Here is a 16,278-nt window from a genome sequence, read left to right as displayed (position 1 = left end):
CGAAGCGAAGATTGTGCAGCTAATTGCAGGTGAGCTGCGCCTCGAACCAGTGTTGCACTGAGTTCGACAATCGCGGCCATGCGCGCAAGACATGCGCGTATGTGGCCACGCTCGCGCGGGTGATGCCGCGCAGTTCCTGCTCAATGGCGGGAAGATCAACACCGAGGCACCGGCCGGCCTTGGCGACGGTGCGACCATCGACCACAAGCTCTGAGATCAGCGACGCATTGCCGCGTGCGAACAAGAGGTCGAGCGGATCGGTATCGAGAATCTGATCACGCTCGAGGCGGTCGAGATCGATGCTGACGAAATCAGCCGGCGCACCGACCGCGAGCTCGCCCGTGCCCGGCGCGCCGGTGGCGCGGCGGCCGTTGCGGATCGCGAGCGTGAAGAATTCCGGAGCAGTCCATGTACGCTTGAAGCCGAGGCCGCCGTGCGTCATCTGCACCAGCCGCATCTCGCGCAGCACGTCGTCATCCTCATCGAGCGCGAGGCCATCGACGCCGACCGCAATCCCGCAGCCGCAAGCGTGCGCCGCCGCGATTGGCGCCAGCCCGGACCGCAGGTGCAGGTTGGAGGAGAAATTGGTGACGATGCGCGCGCCCGACGCCGCGATCATCTCGAGTTCGTCGGGCCGGGCGTGGATGCAATGCGCGAGCGTCAGCCGCTCCGAGAGGAAGCCGATGTCGCGGAGATAGCGGACGATGCCGCCGGGAAAATGCCGGTCGGCCCAGGCGCGCTGGTAGATCGTCTCGAGCAGATGCATGTGAATGCGGCGGCCGGCCTGCGCAGAGTTCTCCGCGACCGCCTCCAGCAGCGGCTTCGAGCACCACTGTACCCCGGCCGGCCCAAGCTGCACATCAATCTTCGGCCCGCCGATCGCTGCCGCGATGGCGTCGGTCAGCTCGATATAGGCCTTCGGCGACATCGGGGCGCGCACGAACAGCTGTTCGATCATCTTGCGGTCGTCGGCCGGAAGGTCTGACAGCACCGGTTCGCTGTCGCCATAAACGATCGGGTTCTGGTCGCGCACCGCGATGGCAAAGGCGATGCGGATGCCGACATCGGCGGCGGCGCGCGCGATCGCCCTGGCTTCATCGAGCAACGGCATGGTGCCGCTCGGCCTTGTGTAATGCACCATCATCGCCGCGCAGCCGGCCCGCGCTGCGCGGGCAAACGCCGAAGCCGCGGAGAGATACGGATCGATCGGCGTGCCGACCACCGTGCGCAGGATCCAGCTCTCCAGCGGCATGCCGACCGCGCCGAAGCTCGACGCGCGCGGACGCGCGTGGTCGTGCGCGTTAATGAAGGCGGGAAGGATGAGCGAGCGCGGGGCTGTCTCCGGGCTCGCGGCTTCGGCGATGTCGGTGATGATGCCGTCGGCGTGACGGAGCACGGCGTCGTTGCGGATGTCGCGGTCAGCACCGCAGAACAGACGGGTTGCCGTGACGTTGGTCATCATCGCCTGTCATCTCCGCTTGCGTAACTTCACCTCTCCCGCTCGCGGGGGAGGTCGGATCGCATCGGAGATGCGATCCGGGTGGGGGCTCTCTCCGCAATATGACTCGTGGAGAGGACCCCACCCCGGCCCTCCCCGCAAGCGGGAGAGGGAGAGCACCGGCGGCGAGGCTGCAGGCCGCGCTCAACCTCACTCAATTCGCCGTATACACCAATTCCCGCTCCGCGCGCGGCGGCAGGAATTCTCGCGAAAACACTTCGGTCGGAGCCGGCGTGCGGGCGAGCTGGTAGCCTTCGACGATGAAGCCGATGGCGCGGGCCATGCGGTCGTCCCTGACGTCGCCGATGCCGATGTCCTTCATCTCCGGCGAGACGATCAGCTTCTCGAAGGAATATTGCAGCCGGCGCTTCTCGACATCGACATTGATCAGATTGTCGTAGTTCAGCGCCGCCTTCATGGCCGCGTTCTGATCCTTGGCGACCGCGATCGCACCCTTGTTGATGGCGCGGACGAGGCCGGCCACCGCCTTCGGGTTTGATGCGATCAGCTTGCGCGAGACCATCACGCCGTTGGAATAGAGGTCGAGCCCGTAATCGCCGAACGAGAACCATTTGAAGTCCTTGTCGGGGTCCTGGCGGTTCAGCACCAGGTTGAAATAGCTCGTGATGTTGAACACCAGCGCGGCGTCGATGTCGCCCTTGATCAGCATCGGCTCCTGCAGGTTCGGCGCCATGTTGGAGACCTTGATCTTCTCGCCATCGAGCCCGTTCTTGTGCACGAACACCGGCAACAGCCGCGTGGTCGGCGTGCCCTGCGCGCCGCCGAGCGTATGGCCCTCGAAATCCTTGATCGACTTGATGCCGCTCGAGTTCTTGGCGACGATCGCGAATGGCGGCTGGTTCCACATCATGTAGACCATGACGGGCGCATCCTGCGGCTTGGTCGCGGCGTTCTGGATGATCGCGTTGACGTCGCCGAAGCCGGCGTCATAGGCGCCCGACATGATGCGCGTCACCGTCGCGCCGGAGCCCTCGCCCTGGTCGATCACGACGTTGAGGCCCTCTTCCTTGAAGTAACCGTTGTCCTTGGCGTAGAAGAACGCGGCGTCCGAGCCTTGCGTCTTCCAGCCCAGCGTGAACTTGATGGTGGTTTCCTCGGCGCGCGCGGGACCGGCGATCAGGGCCAATCCCAACAGCGCGGCGCTTACTTTTCTCAGCATCGAGATCTCCTTAAGCTTCATTGCTTGACGGTCGACGAAGTGTCTCAGGTGGCGATGACATTGTCCTTGCGTGTCGCCCAGCCGGTGACCCGGCCCTCGATCAGCGAGAACAGGACGTAGAGCGCGACGCCGAGACCGGCGAGCACGAACAGCCCGGCGAACACCAGCGGCACGTTGAAATTGGAGGACGCGGTCATCATGACGTTGCCGATGCCGCGGTTCGAGGCGACGGTTTCCGACAGCACCGCGCCGACAAAGGCGTAGGAGACCGCGACCTTCAGCGAGGCAAAGAAGAACGGCATCGTCCTGGGCAGGCCGACATTCCAGAGGATATCGAACTTGCTGGCGCCGAGCGCCTTCAGCACGTCCTCGAGCTCGGGCTCGGTGGTGGCAAGCCCGGTGGCGATGTTGACGACGATCGGGAAGAAGCAGATCGACAGCGAGGTCAACACCGCCGGCACGGTGCCGGAGCCGAACCACAGCACGAAGATCGGCACCACGGCGACCTTCGGGATCGACGAGAAGCCGACCAGCAGCGGATAACAGGTGTCGTAGGCGGTTTTTGACACCCCGATCACCGCACCGAGCGCGACGCCGAGCGCCACGCCGAGCACGAAGCCGATCATGGTGGTGACCAGGGTCTGCACGATGTGCGGCCACAGGATCGGGAATTTATCGAACAGCGTGACGAAGATCTGCGACGGCCGCGGCAACACGAGATCCGACATCCCCGTCATCAGGCAGAACAGCTCCCAGGCGACGAAGAACAGCACGATCAGGGCGGCGGACCAGGCCTTTTGCCTGATGTCTGACACGGACATGGTCAGGCTCCCTCTAGCGCGGCGGTGCGCGCATCGACGATGAAGGCGCGGAGCTTCTGGTTGAGCGCGACGAAGTCAGGCTCGAAGGTCATCGCCACGGTGCGCGGGCGGGCGAAATCGACCCTGGAGTCGTCGAGGATGCGGCCGGGCCGCGCGCTCATCACGCAGATGCGGCTGGCGAGGAAGCCGGCCTCGCGCAGATCATGGGTGACCAGCAGCACGGTCGGCCTGTGGGTCATCCAGAGCTGCTGAAGGATTCCCCACAGCTCCTCGCGGGTGAACTGGTCGAGCGCGCCGAACGGCTCGTCGAGCAGCAGCATGCGCGGCTCGTGGATCAGCGCGCGGCACAGATTGGCGCGCTGGAGCATGCCGCCGGAGAGCTGCCAGGGATAGCGGCCGCCGAACCCCTTCAGCCCGACCTGCTCGAGCAGCGTATTGGCCTTGTCGCGGAATTCGGTCTTGCGCAGCTTGCGGAATTGCGAGCGGAACGGCTCGACGATCTTCAGCGGCAGCATGATGTTCTTCTCGATCGTCATCCACGGCAGCATGGTCGGGTTCTGGAACGCCATGCCGACCCGCATCGCGCGCGCCGCGACCTCGCGGCCGCCGACGATGACGACGCCGGTGGTCGGCCGTGCCAGGCCCGACACCAACCGCAGGATGGTGGACTTGCCGCAGCCGGACGGGCCGACCAGCGCGACGAACTCGCCGTCGGCGATCCGCAGCGTGGTTGTCGACAGTGCCGGCACGGCGCGGGCGCCCCGGCCGAAGGTCACGGAGGCGTCCGACAGCTCGATCGCGGTCGGCGCGGATCCGGCGGCCATCGGCTCGCCGGCGAATTCAGAGTTTGGTTGCATGCGCATCACGAGCAAAGTGCATGCAAGCCGGATGCCAGCGGCCGCCGCGTTGAAAATCGTTGAAAATCAAGGAGATCGCGCGTTCCGCGCCCCAGAGGCCGGATTCCTTTTGGGCAATCCGCGGCTCAAACTGCATGCAATTCGAGCGCCCGATTGCCTTGGCGGTATGATAAAGAGGCGTTCGAAGCACCTTCGAGAGGGATTCGCGGCAATGGCGGGGCGCGCCGACAGCAGCAAGACGGCTGAATCGTCAGACAAGGTCAGCGTGATCTGCCGCGCGCTGCGGCGCGCGATCATCGAGCAGGCGCTGGAGCCCGGCGCCAAGCTGCCCGAGGATTCGCTCGGCGAGCGCTTCGGCGTCAGCCGCACCATCGCACGGCATGCGCTCGGGCAATTGGCGGCGGAAGGCCTGGTCGAGCTGCGCCGCAACCGCATCGCCGTGGTGGCGACGCCGAGCTGGCAGGAGGCGCGCGACGCCTTCGATATTCGCATCGAGCTCGAGCGGCTGGTGGTGCGGCAGCTCGCGGGCAAGCTGACCAAGGCGCAGATCGGCGAGCTCACAGCGCATGTCGACGCCGAGGATCGGGCCCGCGACGGCACCGATGCGGTGTCGATCCGGCTCGCCACCGAATTCCACATCCTGCTTGCTCACATGACGAACAGCCCGATCCTCGTGCGCTATGTCAGCGAGGTCGCCTACCGCTGCTGCCTGACGCTGTCGCTCTACAGCCGGCCGCATTCGTCGGAATGCGCGATCAACGAGCACCGCGCGATCATCGCCGCGCTGGCGAAAGGCGACGTCGACAAGGTGATGGGGCTGATGCACAGCCATCTGGATTCCGTGGCGACCCGCGCGCTGGTCGCGCCAAGCCCGCAGCGCGGGCGCGATCTGCTGGATATTCTGGCCCCCTATGCCGACGAAGCGAGCGGCGAAAAGGTGGTGAAGCTGCCGAAGGCGGCGCGGCGCTGATGCTCCATCACCGTCATCCTGAGGAGGCCGCAACGCGGCCGTCTCGAAGGATCGACGGCCACCGGTCGGGCCGTGCATCCTTCGAGACGCGCAATGCGCTCCTCAGGATGACGGGGATAGAAGGTTGCTTCCCCTACGCCTCGATTCCCCGCTGCACCAAAATCCGCTCGGCGCTGTCGTTCCAGACATCCATCTTGACGATTTGCCCGCCCCGCACCACGAAGCGGTCGACATAGCGGTTGCCTTCGAACGGCGTGCCGTCGGTCCATTCGCCGTAGAGCGTGCCGACGCTGTAGACGACGGTCTCGTCCGTGCCCGGGCAGACATCGAAGCGGTCCATCTTCTTCTTCACCCAGCGGTAGCGCTTCGCGTTGAAGGCGGTCGGCCCGCGCGGATGGTCGAATTCGCGCCCGCCGGTGAAGGTGATCAGCGTGCCCGGCTTCATATAGGCCGCGGCCGCATCCGGATCGGGGATCATCGACGCCGTCAGATAGGCCTCGACGATCTCGGCATCGGACATCGGGCGGACATCGGCTTTGGCGGGTGCGGACATGGGGGCCTCCGGGGATAATCAGGACTCTACAATTCGGCGACAAAAGTGTATGCACATTTTTTGGACAATATGACTAGCAAATTGCACACAATCTGATGCTGCTGGTTCCCTGCCCTTCCGCTAGGCTCAGACCATCCTGATGTCTTCTTCCCGATGATCGCGAAACCTGCCTTCGACCTGGTCTTCCGCAATGCCGTGACGCGCAGCTCCGCGTCAGCGGTCGATATCGGCATCGCCGGCGGCAGGATCGCCGCGATCGCGCCGCACCTCGTGTGCGAGGCGGTCGAAGTCGACCTCAACGGCCGGCTGGCGTTGCCCGGCTTCGTCGACACCCATATCCATCTCGACAAGGCCTGCCTGCTCGGCCGCTGCGGCCACGATCACGCCAGCCTCGGCGAGGCGATCCGCGCGGTGTCGGCGATGAAGCGCGACTTCACGGTCGAGGATGTCTATGCGCGCGGCTCAAAAGTCATCGAGCGCGCGATCACGGCAGGGACGACGCGGATGCGAACGCATGTCGAGATCGATCCGCGGATCGGGCTGCGCGGTTTCGAGGCGGTCAAGGCGCTGAAGCGCGACTACGCCTGGGCGCTCGACCTCTCGCTTTGTGTCTTTCCGCAGGAGGGCTTGACCAACGACCCCGGCGCCGACGAGTTGCTGGTCGCGGCGCTCAACGACGGTGCCGAGGCGGTCGGCGGCTGCCCCTATGTCGACAGCGATCCGAACGCGCATATCGCGCGCATCTTCGACCTCGCGCAGGAGTTCGACGTCGATGTCGACCTCCATCTCGATTTCGACCTCGATCCCTCCTGGTGGCACATGGAGGAGGTCTGCCGGCAGACCGAACGGCGCAACTATCACGGGCGCGTCGCGATCGGGCACGCCACCAAACTCTCCGCGCTGCCGCCTGATCGGCTGAAGGCGGCGAGCACACGCCTCTCCGAGGCCGGTGTCGCGGTCACCGTGCTGCCCGCGACCGATCTCTATCTGATGGGCCGCGACGCCACCCATAACGCGCCGCGCGGGCTGACCGCCGCGCACCGGCTCGTCGCAGATGGCGTGCTGTGCTCGGTCGCGACCAACAATGTACAAAATCCCTTCACGCCGTTCGGCGATGCCTCGCTGCTGCGGATGGCCAATCTCTACGCCAATGCGGCGCATGCCGGGATCGGCGAGTTCGACGCCTGCCTCGATCTCGTCACCGACCTGCCGGCACGGCTGATGAACCTCGGCGACTACGGCATCGCGGTCGGCAATCCCGCCGACATCGTCGTGCTCGACACCGACAGCGGAACCAACGCGATCGCCGAACTGCCCGACGTGCTGATGGGTTTCAAGCGCGGCCGCAAGACCTTCGAACGCCAGCGCCCGACGCTGTTCCGGCCTGACACCGGACTCTGCCCGTCACCCTGAGGAGCCGCGAAGCGGCGTCTCGAAGGGTCGACGGCCACGAGCGGGGCCGTTCATCCTTCGAGACGCGCGTTCCGCGCTCCTCAGGATGACGGATCGAGTACCAGCGTGCACAGCGATACGGTGCCGCAGCACCAACCTGCGCGCATTGTCGCCTTGTCCTGGCGCGAATTGACGCCCTCGCCGATCCGTTGTTGAACGTCCTCAACACCAACAAACAGTCGGGCAGGAAACCATGAGCAAATCCACCACAATCAAAAGCGTCGAGACGCTCGCCTGCGATGCCGGCTGGCGGAATTATCACTTCGTCAAGGTAACGACCGCGGACGGGCTGGTTGGCTGGAGCGAATATGACGAGGGCTTCGGCGCGCCTGGCGTGACGGCGGCGATCGAGCGGCTGTCGGCGCGGGTGGTCGGCAAGAACGCGTTCGAGCACGAGCGGATCTATGTCGAGCTGTTCGCCGCGACGCGCCCTGCCGCCGGCGGCGTGGTGGCGCTGGCGCTCGGGGCGATCGAGAACGCGCTGCTCGACGTCAAGGCCAAGGCGCTCGGCGTGCCCTGCTACGATTTGCTCGGCGGCAAGATTCGCGACCGCGTGCGGGTCTACTGGTCGCATTGCGCGACCTGGCGCATCAATCATCCCGACTGGTACAAGCCGGCAATCACCGATCTCGACGGCGTCAAGGCGATCGGGGCCGAGGTGCGCGAGAAGAAATTCACGGCGATGAAGACCAACATCTTCGTCTACACCGACGGCAAGCCGCAGGGCTGGCGCCCCGGCTTCGGCTCGCCGTTCCAGCCCGAGATCAATATCGACCGCAATGTGCTGCGCAATCTGTGCATGCATCTGGAGGCGATCCGCGACGGCGCGGGGCCGGATGTCGATCTTCTGCTGGACCTCAACTTCAACGCCAAGACCGAGGGCTATCTGAAAATCCTGCGCGCCATCGAGAAGATGGACATGTTCTGGGTCGAGATCGACACCTTCAATCCGCAGGCGCTCGGCTATATCCGCCGCCAGAGCCCGCACCCGATTTCATCCTGCGAGACGCTGCTCGGCCTGCGCGAATTCCTGCCCTATTTCACCGAGCAGGCGATGGATGTCGCGATCATCGACACGCCGTGGAACGGGGTCTGGCAATCGATGAAGATCGCCGCCGCCGCCGAGCATTTCGAGGTCAACGTCGCGCCGCACAATTTCTACGGCCACCTCTGCACCATGATGAACGCGCATTTCTGCGCCGCGGTGCCGAACCTGCGGATCATGGAGACCGACATCGATCGGCTGGCCTGGGACCACGAGCTGTTCACCCACGTGCCGGAGTTCGTCGACGGCCATCTCGTGATCCCGGATCGTCCGGGCTGGGGCACCGAGCCGAACGAGGAAGGCCTGCGCGCGCATCCGCCGAAGAACAAGGGCGGGCTGTTGAATTACGGGTTGAAGAAGTAAACTCTCTCCACACCGTCGTCCCGGCGAAAGCCGGGACCCATAACCACCGCTGCGTGGTGTGAAAAGGATTGTTGCCCCGGCGACGCACAAACAACTGAGAGTTGGGGTAATGGGTCCCGGCCTTCGCCGGGACGACGCATAACCCAGCTGAGTGCCTCAATTATCCTCGCGCACTGCCGTGAACGCGCTGTCGATCACGTCGCCGATCGGCTGCCAGGCATTGCCGTCGAACTGCACCAGCCGCATCTGCTTGATCGGGCGGAAGTCCTTCGGTCCGGTGTTGATCACGATCCCGGGCAGCGCGATCGGGCTCTGGTAGTCCTTCAGCGACGCGGCCTGGCGCATGATGTTCTCGCGCGACAAATCGTCGCCGCACTGGCGCAGCACCTGCATCAGCGTATCCGCGGCGGCGTAGCCGAACACGGCGTAGATGTCGTCCTTGTCGCCGTCAGGATAATACTTGTCCATGAAGGCAAGTTACGCCTTGATCTGCGGATCGTCCTTCCAGGAGGCATCGCCGGCATCTTTGAGGAACGAGGTCGAGATCACGCCGAGCGAATTCTGCAAGCCTGCCGGCCGCAAGGCGCTGGCGATCGAGGCCGACGCATTGTCGAGGATGAACACCGGATGCCAGTCGAGGTCGGCGGCGACGCGGATCGCGCGCGCCGCGATTGCCGGCGCGCCGTCGAACACCAGAATATCGGCGCCGGAGTTCTTCAGGATTCCGATCTGGTTCTGGATCGCGGTCTCCGACGCGTCGAAGGCGAGATCGGCGATGATCATGCCGGCGGTGTCGCCGAGCCCTTCCTGCAATCCCTTGAACAGGTCGCGGCCGAACTGATCGTTCTGCCAGAGCACCGCGATCTTGCGCGAGGGATAGGCGGCCTGGATATAGTTGGCGTAGATCCGCCCCTCGGCGCGGAAGGTCGGCTGCCAGCCCATGGTCCAGGGAAAGGCCACAGGATGCGCCCACGCCTCGTCGCCGGAGGCAACGAACAGCTGCGGCACCTTGTTCTCGTTAAGGTACTTTCGGACCGCGAGATTGCTCGGCGTGCCGAACGAGCCGAACATCAACAGCACGTCCTGCTTCTCGACGAGATCGCGGGTCTTCTCCATCGCGATCTTCGGATTGGAGCTGTCATCGACCGAGACGAACCTGACCTTGCGGCCGTTGATGCCGCCATGCTCGTTGACCATGTCGAAATAGGCCGCCTCCGCCCGCCCGATGGTCGCGAACGCCGCGAGCGGCCCGGTATAGGGCATGACGTTGCCGACGCGGATCTCGCTGCCGCTTGCTTCGGGCGCCTGCTGCGCGCGCAACGGCGCCGCCGCGAGGACAGCTGCGAGGACGAGGGATATCGAAAGCGCCGTTTGTCTTTTTGTTTGCATCAACATCGCCACAAACGCCGGCAGCAGCCGGCGCTCCCTCCCGAGGACGCGACCTTATCGCCCAAGCCAATGCCGGGAAAATGAAATGTTGATGGCGGCGGCGGACCTCTACCTCTCCCGCTTGCGCGGGAGGTCGGATTGCATCGAAGATGCAATTCGGGTGGGGGCTCCTTCCACAGAATCGTGGTCCGACTCGTGGCGAGACCCCCACCCCAACCCTCCCCCGCAAGCGAGAGAGAGAGAGGGTCCTAACCGGCTAGATAGGTAACAGAATAGACCGGCGACATGGGTAACAGGTCAACTGATCGGCGAGGAGGAGCTTGCCGATGGGGTGGATGGAGACCTGTGCTGTGGATGAGCGGATGCGGTTTGTGGTGGCGGCGCAAAAGCACGAGGAGTCATTTGCGGCGGTGTGTCGGCGATTCGGAGTGAGCCGTCGGGTGGGCTACAAATGGCTTGCGCGGTTCGAGGAAGAAGGCGCGGCCGGACTGTTCGATCGTCCACGAGCTCCTTTGCATCGTCCGCAAAGCGTTGCGGAAAAGATTGCCGAGCGCTGCCTTGAAGTGCGTCGGGCGCATCCGACCTGGGGGCCGATCAAGGTGCTGGCCTTTCTCGAACGGAAGTCACCTCGGACGGCATGGCCCGCGGCAAGCACGATCGGCGAGCTGTTCGATCGTGAAGGCCTGACGGTGAAGCGCAAGCTGCGCCGACGCAGCCCGCCCTCGAGCGCGCCCTTTGCCGGTTGCGATGCAGCCAACGATACTTGGTGCATCGACTTCAAGGGCTGGTTCCTGACCGGGGACGGCATGCGCTGCGAGCCGCTGACGATCACCGATGCCTATAGCCGCTACCTGCTGCGCTGCCAGGTTTTGGCGCGCACCGACACGGATCATGTCTGGCCCGTGCTGGACGCGGCGTTCCGCGAATTTGGGTTGCCGCATTACATGCGCTCGGATAACGGCTCGCCGTTTGCCTCGCGCGGCGCTGGAGGATTGTCGCGGCTGTCGGTGAAGCTGATCAAAGCCGGCGTGACGCCGGAGCGCATTGCACCGGGCAAACCTCAGCAGAACGGCCGCCATGAGCGCATGCATCTGACCCTGCTGCAAGACGTCGCCAGCCCGCCGGCTCCCACCATGCGCGAGCAGCTTAAGCGCTTGCACAGCTTCCAGTATCTCTACAACGAAGAGCGCCCGCACCAGTCGCTCGACAACGCCACGCCAGCCGACCGTTACCAAGCCTCCTCGCGCCGCTTCCACGGTGTCTTGCGCGAGCCGGAATACGCTGACGATCAGGAGGTCCGTTCGGTCCGGCAGAACGGAGAGATCAAGTGGCTGGGCAACACGATTTACATCAGCGAAGCGCTGATCGGTGAGCCCGTCGGCTTGGCCGAGGACCACGACGGCTGGACCGTCAGCTATGGCCCGATCGTGCTCGGCACGATCGCTCGCCGCGGTGACCAACTTCGCAGGCCGAGACGCAAAGCAAGCGGCTGTGGACTTGAGGACAACGCTGCCCGTTGCCCTCAGGGTCCACAGCCTCAACAACAACAGACCTGAACGAAACGAGAATTGTGTTACCTATGTTGTCGGTCTGAACTGTTACCTATGTTGCCGGTTGCTCAAGAGAGAGAGAGAGAGAGAGAGAGAGAGAGAGAGAGAGAGAGAGAGAGAGAGCGCAGTTCCAGCATGGCGATCAGCGCAATGTTATGTCGAGCCAGCCCAGCGGGTTGACCGCGACACGATCGCCGCTGTCGACCAGAACCGTCGTGGTTTCGGCCTCAATGATCGCGGGACCGGCCAGCGCATGGCCCGGCTTGAGATCGTCGAGCGCATAGACCGGCACCTCGCGCCACCCACCGAACCAGGCCTGCCGCTTGCCGCGCGGCGCGCAGGGTGCAGCCGAGCTGGCCTTTCCGGCATCACTGCTGCCGCGCGCCACCTTGCCGACCGCGGCGACGCGGGCGTTGACGAACACCACCTCCTGGCCGCGCGAAGCATAGGTGTAGAGCTCCTCGTGGCGGCGATGGAAGCGCTCCTCGATCTGCGCCACCAGGTCCGCGGCACCGAGATCGACGTCGCCGAGCGGCACGTCGATCTCGAACACCTGCTCGCCGTAGCGCATCTCGGCCGAGCGCTCGATGGCGATATCGCCCTTGAACCAGTCGCGCAGCCGCCCCGCCGCCTGCTCTTCCAGCCCGGCGAACAAGGCGCGAATTTCGTCGGCGGAAATCCGGCCCGTGCCGTAATGGGTGCGGCTGACCTCGTAGCGCAGATCGCTGGTCAGCATGCCCCAGGCCGATAGGACCGAGGCGACCGTCGGCACGATGATGCGCTTGATCTCGAGCTCGCGCGCGACCTCGGCGGCGTGCATGCCGGCGGCGCCGCCGAAGCTGAGCAGCGCGAATTTGCGCGGATCGACGCCGCGGCGCAGCGTCATCAGGCGGATGCCGTCGGCCATCTTCAGATTGATCATCTTGTAGATGCCGGCGGCGGCCTCGATCCGCGACAGCTCGAGCGCTGCGGCGATCTGATCCACCGCCGTTTCCGACGCCGCACGATCGAGCGGCCGCGCGCCGCCCATGAAGGCCGCGGCATCGAGATAGCCGAGCACGACATTGGCATCGGTGACTGTGGCGGCCGTGCCGCCATTGCCGTAGCAGACTGGACCCGGCACCGAGCCCGCGCTCTCCGGCCCGACCCGCAGTGTGCGGCCGCCGTCGACGCTCGCAATCGAGCCGCCGCCGGCGGCGATGCTGGCGATATCGAGGCTGCGCAGCGCGATGCGCTGGCCGGCGAGCATGCCGTCGGCCGACAGCGAGGCCTGGCCGTCCGCGATCAGCGAGATGTCGGTCGAGGTGCCGCCCATGTCGAACGGCACGAGATCGGGAATTCCGAGAAGATCCGCGCAGCGGCGGCTGCCGGAGATGCCGCCGGCCGGCCCCGACAGCACGGTGCCTGCGGCGAGCCGCGAGGCTTCCTCGACCGGCGCCATGCCGCCATGCGACAGCACGACGAACAGCGAGCCCGCAAAGCCGGCTTCCGCGAGGCTGCGCTCCAGATTGGTGAGATAGCGCCGCACCGTCGGCGCGACATAGGCGTTCACGATGGTGGTCGAGACGCGCTCATATTCCTTGATCTGCGGCAGCACGTCGCTCGAGCGCGACACGCTGACGTCGGGCAGCTCCTTCGCCAGTTGCTCGACGGCGGCGAGCTCATGCGCCGGGTTGAGATAGGCGTGCAGAAAGCAGACCGCGACGGAATTCGCACCCGAGCGCTTCACCTCGGCGATGACATCGCCGAGCGCTGTGGCATCGAGTGCAACCGCGGCGCTGCCGTCGGCCTTCAGCCGCTCGCGCACGCCAAAGCGGCGCTCGCGCGGCACCAGCGGCTCGGGCGGCGGCGTGCGCAGATCGTAGCGGTCCGGCTTCAGCCCTTCGCGCATCTCGACGACATCGCGGTGTCCCTCGGTGGTCAAGAGCGCAACCCTCGCGCCCTTGCGCTCGAGCAGCGCATTGGTCGCAACCGTCGTGCCGTGCACCAGGCGATCGGTCGCGGCGAGCATCGCCGCGCGTGTCACGCCGAGGCGGCGCGCCAGCTCTTCCAGTCCCGCCATGACGCCGATCGACTGATCGGCCGGCGTGGACGGTGATTTCGCGAAAACGGTGCGCCCGGTTTGATCAGTCGCAATCAGGTCGGTGTAGGTGCCGCCGACGTCAACCCCAATCGTATACATCGCTGCCCTATACCGCCTTCGAAACCAGACCTTGCGCAACGTCGCGCGCCCGCGCTTCCGCCGAGCGTTTCTCTGATGGACCCCAGCCGCCACCACCGGAGGAGCGGATCTCGAGACAGTCGCCGGGGCGCAATTCGATGCCAACCTCCTTGGTCTTCAGCACGCGCGGCTCGCGTCCTTCCGAGAGCAGCCGGTAGTGGTGCGGCTCGCCATCCTTGCCGCCGAGCATGCCGCAGGGACCATGGCGCGCGCCGTCGCCGGCGGTGTTGCCCTTGGCCGGCTTTTGCGTCTCCAGCACCATGTCGAGCGCGACGCCAAGCCCGCCGCGATGCTGGCCGTCGCCGCCGGAGTCCGGCCGGAATTCGTGCTGGCGGAAATGCAGGGGAAAGCGCACCTCGGCCACCTCGATGCTGCCGAATTTGAGACCGCCGACCGAGTGCCATTCGCCGATCGACGAATAACCGTCGCCGCCAGGCGAGGCGCCGCCGCCGGGCCGTGCCTGGAACATGTGCCAGATGAAATTGCGTCCGTTGCGCGGATCCTCGCCCTGGATCGCGATGCGGAAGCGGCGCCCCCACCCGCCCATCACCCGATCCGGACAGGACGCCGACATCGCCTTGATGATGGCTTCGACGATCTCGTTGGAGGGATGGCTGGTGCACAAGGTGACGGGACGGCCGGGATCGGCCCAGACAATCGTGCCCTGCTTCGCCACCACCTTCAGCGGCCGCAGCGCGCCGGTGTTCTTGGGGATATCGGCGTCGATCAGATAGGCAAAGGCCATCGCGACCGCCGCCTGCATGTTGGCGTGCGACGAATTGACGAAGCTGGTCGACTGCGGATCGGAGCCGGTGAGATCGACCTCGATGTCACTGCCCTTCTTGGTCACCTTGGCGGCGATCTTGATGTCGGTGCGGCCGTGGCCGTCATCGTCGAGCAGCGCCTCGCCGTAGAACACGCCGTCCTTCCAGGCGGACACCACGGCGCGGGTCTGCTGCTCGGTGGCATCCAAGATCGCCTCGATCGCGGCTTCGACCGTCTCCGCGCCAAACTCGCTGAACAGTTTTGCGACGCGCCGCTCGCCGAGATGCGCGGCGCCAAGCATTGCCGCGAGGTCGCCGCGGAATTCACGGGGGTTGCGGATGTTCAAAGCCAGCAGATCGAGCAGATCCTCGCGCGGCTTGCCGGCCTCGTAGAGCTTGATCGGCGGAATGCGAATGCCTTCCTGATAGATCTCGGTGGCGGCTGGATTGTAGGCGCCGTGGGTGGCGCCGCCGATGTCGCTCTGATGCGCACGCACGATGGTCCAGAGCAGCCTTTTTCCCCCGTCGAATACCGGCACGAATGCGGTCAGGTCAGGCAGATGGCTGCCGCCCTGATAGGGATCGTTGAGCAGGATGACGTCGCCGGGCGCGACATCCTTGAAGCGCTCCTCGACCGCCAGCGTCGCCCAGGGCAAGGCGCCGACATGAACCGGAATGTGATCGGCCTGCGCGATCAGCCGCCCTTTGGTGTCGCAGATCGCCAGGGAAAAATCGCGGCTGGAATTGAGTATCTGCGAATAGGAGGTGCGAAGCATGGCTTCGCCCATCTCCTTCACTATCGACGACAGGCGGTGCTGGACGACGGAGCGGGTGATCGGATCGATCTTGGCGGACATCTTGGCCTTCTTGGCGCGAGCGACTTGCGCAGGGAGGATCGAGGAACCGGTCGATCGGAACCGGAATTCCCTCTTATAGCCAGTGGCTTGCCGATCGCAAATCGGCTGGCTCGGCCGAAACGGATCATTCCTTCGATCAGCAAGTCGTGATCGAGAAGAACCTGCCCCGCGACGGAATAGAACTGACGCTGCTGCGTCCCACCCATGCAAGCCAACCGGATCGCGGGGCCCCTCCGCGACAACCTTCAGGGTGAAACATCATGATCCTGCGATTCCTCAGACCCGGCTTCGGTGCCGCGGTGTTCGGCATGCGTGTCCTGTTCGCCGTCGCGGTCTCCCCGGTGGTGCTCGCCCAGGAAGCCCATCATCCGGACCAGACCGCGCAGTCGGCGGAAGAGCGCGCCTTCCTCGCCGAAAACGATGCCGCGATGACCAAGATGATGAACGACATGGCCGCCAAACCGAGCGGCGATATCGATCGCGACTTCGTCGCGATGATGGCGCCGCACCACCAGGGCGCGATCGACATGGCGGTGATCGAGCTCCGCTACGGCAAGAACGAGCAGCTGCGCCGGATCGCGCAGGAGATCATCATCGAGCAACGGCAGGAGATCGACGCCATGAAGCTCGCGATCGGCGAGCCGGTGACGGCATCCGCGCCGGCCCCGACGCAGCCGGGCCCGGCGCCCGCCGCAGCCCACGATCACGCGGCTCACGATCACATGAACATGTCGCACGAAATGAAGAACTAGGAGCCT

Annotated in this window: 12 protein-coding genes and 2 pseudogenes; 5 read left to right on the top strand and 9 right to left on the bottom strand. The window is 65.2% G+C overall.

Annotated elements, in window-relative coordinates; translation table 11 throughout:
• Positions 1–19 precede the first annotated feature (19 nt).
• The 5 genes from ACE10X_RS13815 to ACE10X_RS13795 form a co-directional block, all read right to left on the bottom strand.
• Positions 20–1,462: an amidohydrolase family protein gene (locus tag ACE10X_RS13815; RefSeq protein ID WP_038383970.1), complete on the bottom strand. Its 1,443-nt coding sequence runs from the start codon at positions 1,460–1,462 to the stop codon at positions 20–22.
• 190 nt (positions 1,463–1,652) lie between these two features.
• Positions 1,653–2,678, bottom strand: coding sequence for an ABC transporter substrate-binding protein (locus ACE10X_RS13810; protein ID WP_038384001.1), 1,026 nt, complete (start codon positions 2,676–2,678; stop codon positions 1,653–1,655).
• 44 nt (positions 2,679–2,722) lie between these two features.
• Positions 2,723–3,499, bottom strand: coding sequence for an ABC transporter permease (locus tag ACE10X_RS13805; protein WP_038383971.1), 777 nt, complete (start codon positions 3,497–3,499; stop codon positions 2,723–2,725).
• 2 nt (positions 3,500–3,501) lie between these two features.
• Positions 3,502–4,356, bottom strand: a complete 855-nt coding sequence (locus ACE10X_RS13800; protein WP_051002917.1) for an ABC transporter ATP-binding protein — start codon at positions 4,354–4,356, stop codon at positions 3,502–3,504.
• Positions 4,340–4,492 carry a hypothetical protein gene (locus ACE10X_RS13795; protein WP_162136644.1) on the bottom strand — a complete coding sequence of 51 codons (153 nt, stop codon included), beginning with the start codon at positions 4,490–4,492 and terminating at the stop codon, positions 4,340–4,342. The genes ACE10X_RS13800 and ACE10X_RS13795 overlap by 17 nt, the downstream gene beginning before the upstream one ends.
• 75 nt (positions 4,493–4,567) lie before the next feature.
• Between ACE10X_RS13795 and ACE10X_RS13790 the strand changes: the two genes are divergently transcribed.
• Positions 4,568–5,326: a GntR family transcriptional regulator gene (locus tag ACE10X_RS13790; protein WP_038383973.1), complete on the top strand. Its 759-nt coding sequence runs from the start codon at positions 4,568–4,570 to the stop codon at positions 5,324–5,326.
• 133 nt (positions 5,327–5,459) lie between these two features.
• Here the strand turns inward: ACE10X_RS13790 and ACE10X_RS13785 are convergent, their stop codons facing one another.
• Entirely contained in the window at positions 5,460–5,879 is a 420-nt protein-coding gene (locus ACE10X_RS13785; protein WP_038383974.1) for a hypothetical protein, read from the bottom strand.
• Positions 5,880–6,032: 153 nt separating this feature from the next.
• On the opposite strand from ACE10X_RS13785, the gene ACE10X_RS13780 reads away from it, so the two are divergent.
• A complete protein-coding gene (locus ACE10X_RS13780) occupies positions 6,033–7,292 on the top strand; it encodes an amidohydrolase family protein (protein ID WP_038383975.1) in 1,260 nt (419 codons plus the stop codon).
• A 232-nt stretch (positions 7,293–7,524) separates the two neighbouring features.
• Positions 7,525–8,739 carry a mandelate racemase/muconate lactonizing enzyme family protein gene (locus tag ACE10X_RS13775; protein ID WP_038383976.1) on the top strand — a complete coding sequence of 405 codons (1,215 nt, stop codon included), beginning with the start codon at positions 7,525–7,527 and terminating at the stop codon, positions 8,737–8,739.
• A gap of 156 nt (positions 8,740–8,895) precedes the next feature.
• Here the strand turns inward: ACE10X_RS13775 and ACE10X_RS13770 are convergent.
• Positions 8,896–10,128 (bottom strand): annotated as a pseudogene (locus ACE10X_RS13770) (ABC transporter substrate-binding protein).
• 326 nt (positions 10,129–10,454) lie between these two features.
• On the opposite strand from ACE10X_RS13770, the pseudogene ACE10X_RS13765 reads away from it, so the two are divergent.
• Positions 10,455–11,570, top strand: a pseudogene (locus ACE10X_RS13765) (integrase core domain-containing protein); the annotation flags it as partial.
• Between the two features lie 250 nt (positions 11,571–11,820).
• Here ACE10X_RS13765 and ACE10X_RS13760 read toward each other — a convergent pair.
• Positions 11,821–13,860, bottom strand: a complete 2,040-nt coding sequence (locus ACE10X_RS13760; RefSeq protein WP_038383977.1) for a hydantoinase/oxoprolinase family protein — start codon at positions 13,858–13,860, stop codon at positions 11,821–11,823.
• A 7-nt stretch (positions 13,861–13,867) separates the two neighbouring features.
• Positions 13,868–15,520 (bottom strand): hydantoinase B/oxoprolinase family protein, encoded by a 1,653-nt coding sequence (locus tag ACE10X_RS13755; protein ID WP_038383978.1) that lies wholly within the window; start codon positions 15,518–15,520, stop codon positions 13,868–13,870.
• A 260-nt stretch (positions 15,521–15,780) separates the two neighbouring features.
• Between ACE10X_RS13755 and ACE10X_RS13750 the strand changes: the two genes are divergently transcribed.
• On the top strand, positions 15,781–16,272 hold the full coding sequence (locus tag ACE10X_RS13750) for a DUF305 domain-containing protein (protein WP_038383979.1): 492 nt from the start codon (positions 15,781–15,783) through the stop codon (positions 16,270–16,272).
• Positions 16,273–16,278 lie beyond the last annotated feature (6 nt).

Source organism: Bradyrhizobium sp. Pha-3 (genome assembly GCF_042258325.1).
Classification (GTDB): Bacteria; Pseudomonadota; Alphaproteobacteria; order Rhizobiales; family Xanthobacteraceae; genus Bradyrhizobium; species Bradyrhizobium elkanii.
Note: the sequence above shows the minus strand (reverse complement) of the source record. Positions and strands in the feature narration are given on the sequence as shown.

Bases quoted from the DNA above. Each gene is read 5' to 3' on its own strand.
- ACE10X_RS13795 (WP_162136644.1), bottom strand. From the start codon at position 4,492: ATGCAGTTTGAGCCGCGGATTGCCCAAAAGGAATCCGGCCTCTGGGGC.
- ACE10X_RS13780 (WP_038383975.1), top strand. From the start codon at position 6,033: ATGATCGCGAAACCTGCCTTCGACCTGGTCTTCCGCAATGCCGTGACG.
- ACE10X_RS13760 (WP_038383977.1), bottom strand. From the start codon at position 13,860: ATGTATACGATTGGGGTTGACGTCGGCGGCACCTACACCGACCTGATT.
- ACE10X_RS13805 (WP_038383971.1), bottom strand. From the start codon at position 3,499: ATGTCCGTGTCAGACATCAGGCAAAAGGCCTGGTCCGCCGCCCTGATC.
- ACE10X_RS13815 (WP_038383970.1), bottom strand. From the start codon at position 1,462: ATGATGACCAACGTCACGGCAACCCGTCTGTTCTGCGGTGCTGACCGC.
- ACE10X_RS13810 (WP_038384001.1), bottom strand. From the start codon at position 2,678: ATGCTGAGAAAAGTAAGCGCCGCGCTGTTGGGATTGGCCCTGATCGCC.
- ACE10X_RS13750 (WP_038383979.1), top strand. From the start codon at position 15,781: ATGATCCTGCGATTCCTCAGACCCGGCTTCGGTGCCGCGGTGTTCGGC.
- ACE10X_RS13775 (WP_038383976.1), top strand. From the start codon at position 7,525: ATGAGCAAATCCACCACAATCAAAAGCGTCGAGACGCTCGCCTGCGAT.
- ACE10X_RS13790 (WP_038383973.1), top strand. From the start codon at position 4,568: ATGGCGGGGCGCGCCGACAGCAGCAAGACGGCTGAATCGTCAGACAAG.
- ACE10X_RS13800 (WP_051002917.1), bottom strand. From the start codon at position 4,356: ATGCAACCAAACTCTGAATTCGCCGGCGAGCCGATGGCCGCCGGATCC.
- ACE10X_RS13755 (WP_038383978.1), bottom strand. From the start codon at position 15,520: ATGTCCGCCAAGATCGATCCGATCACCCGCTCCGTCGTCCAGCACCGC.
- ACE10X_RS13785 (WP_038383974.1), bottom strand. From the start codon at position 5,879: ATGTCCGCACCCGCCAAAGCCGATGTCCGCCCGATGTCCGATGCCGAG.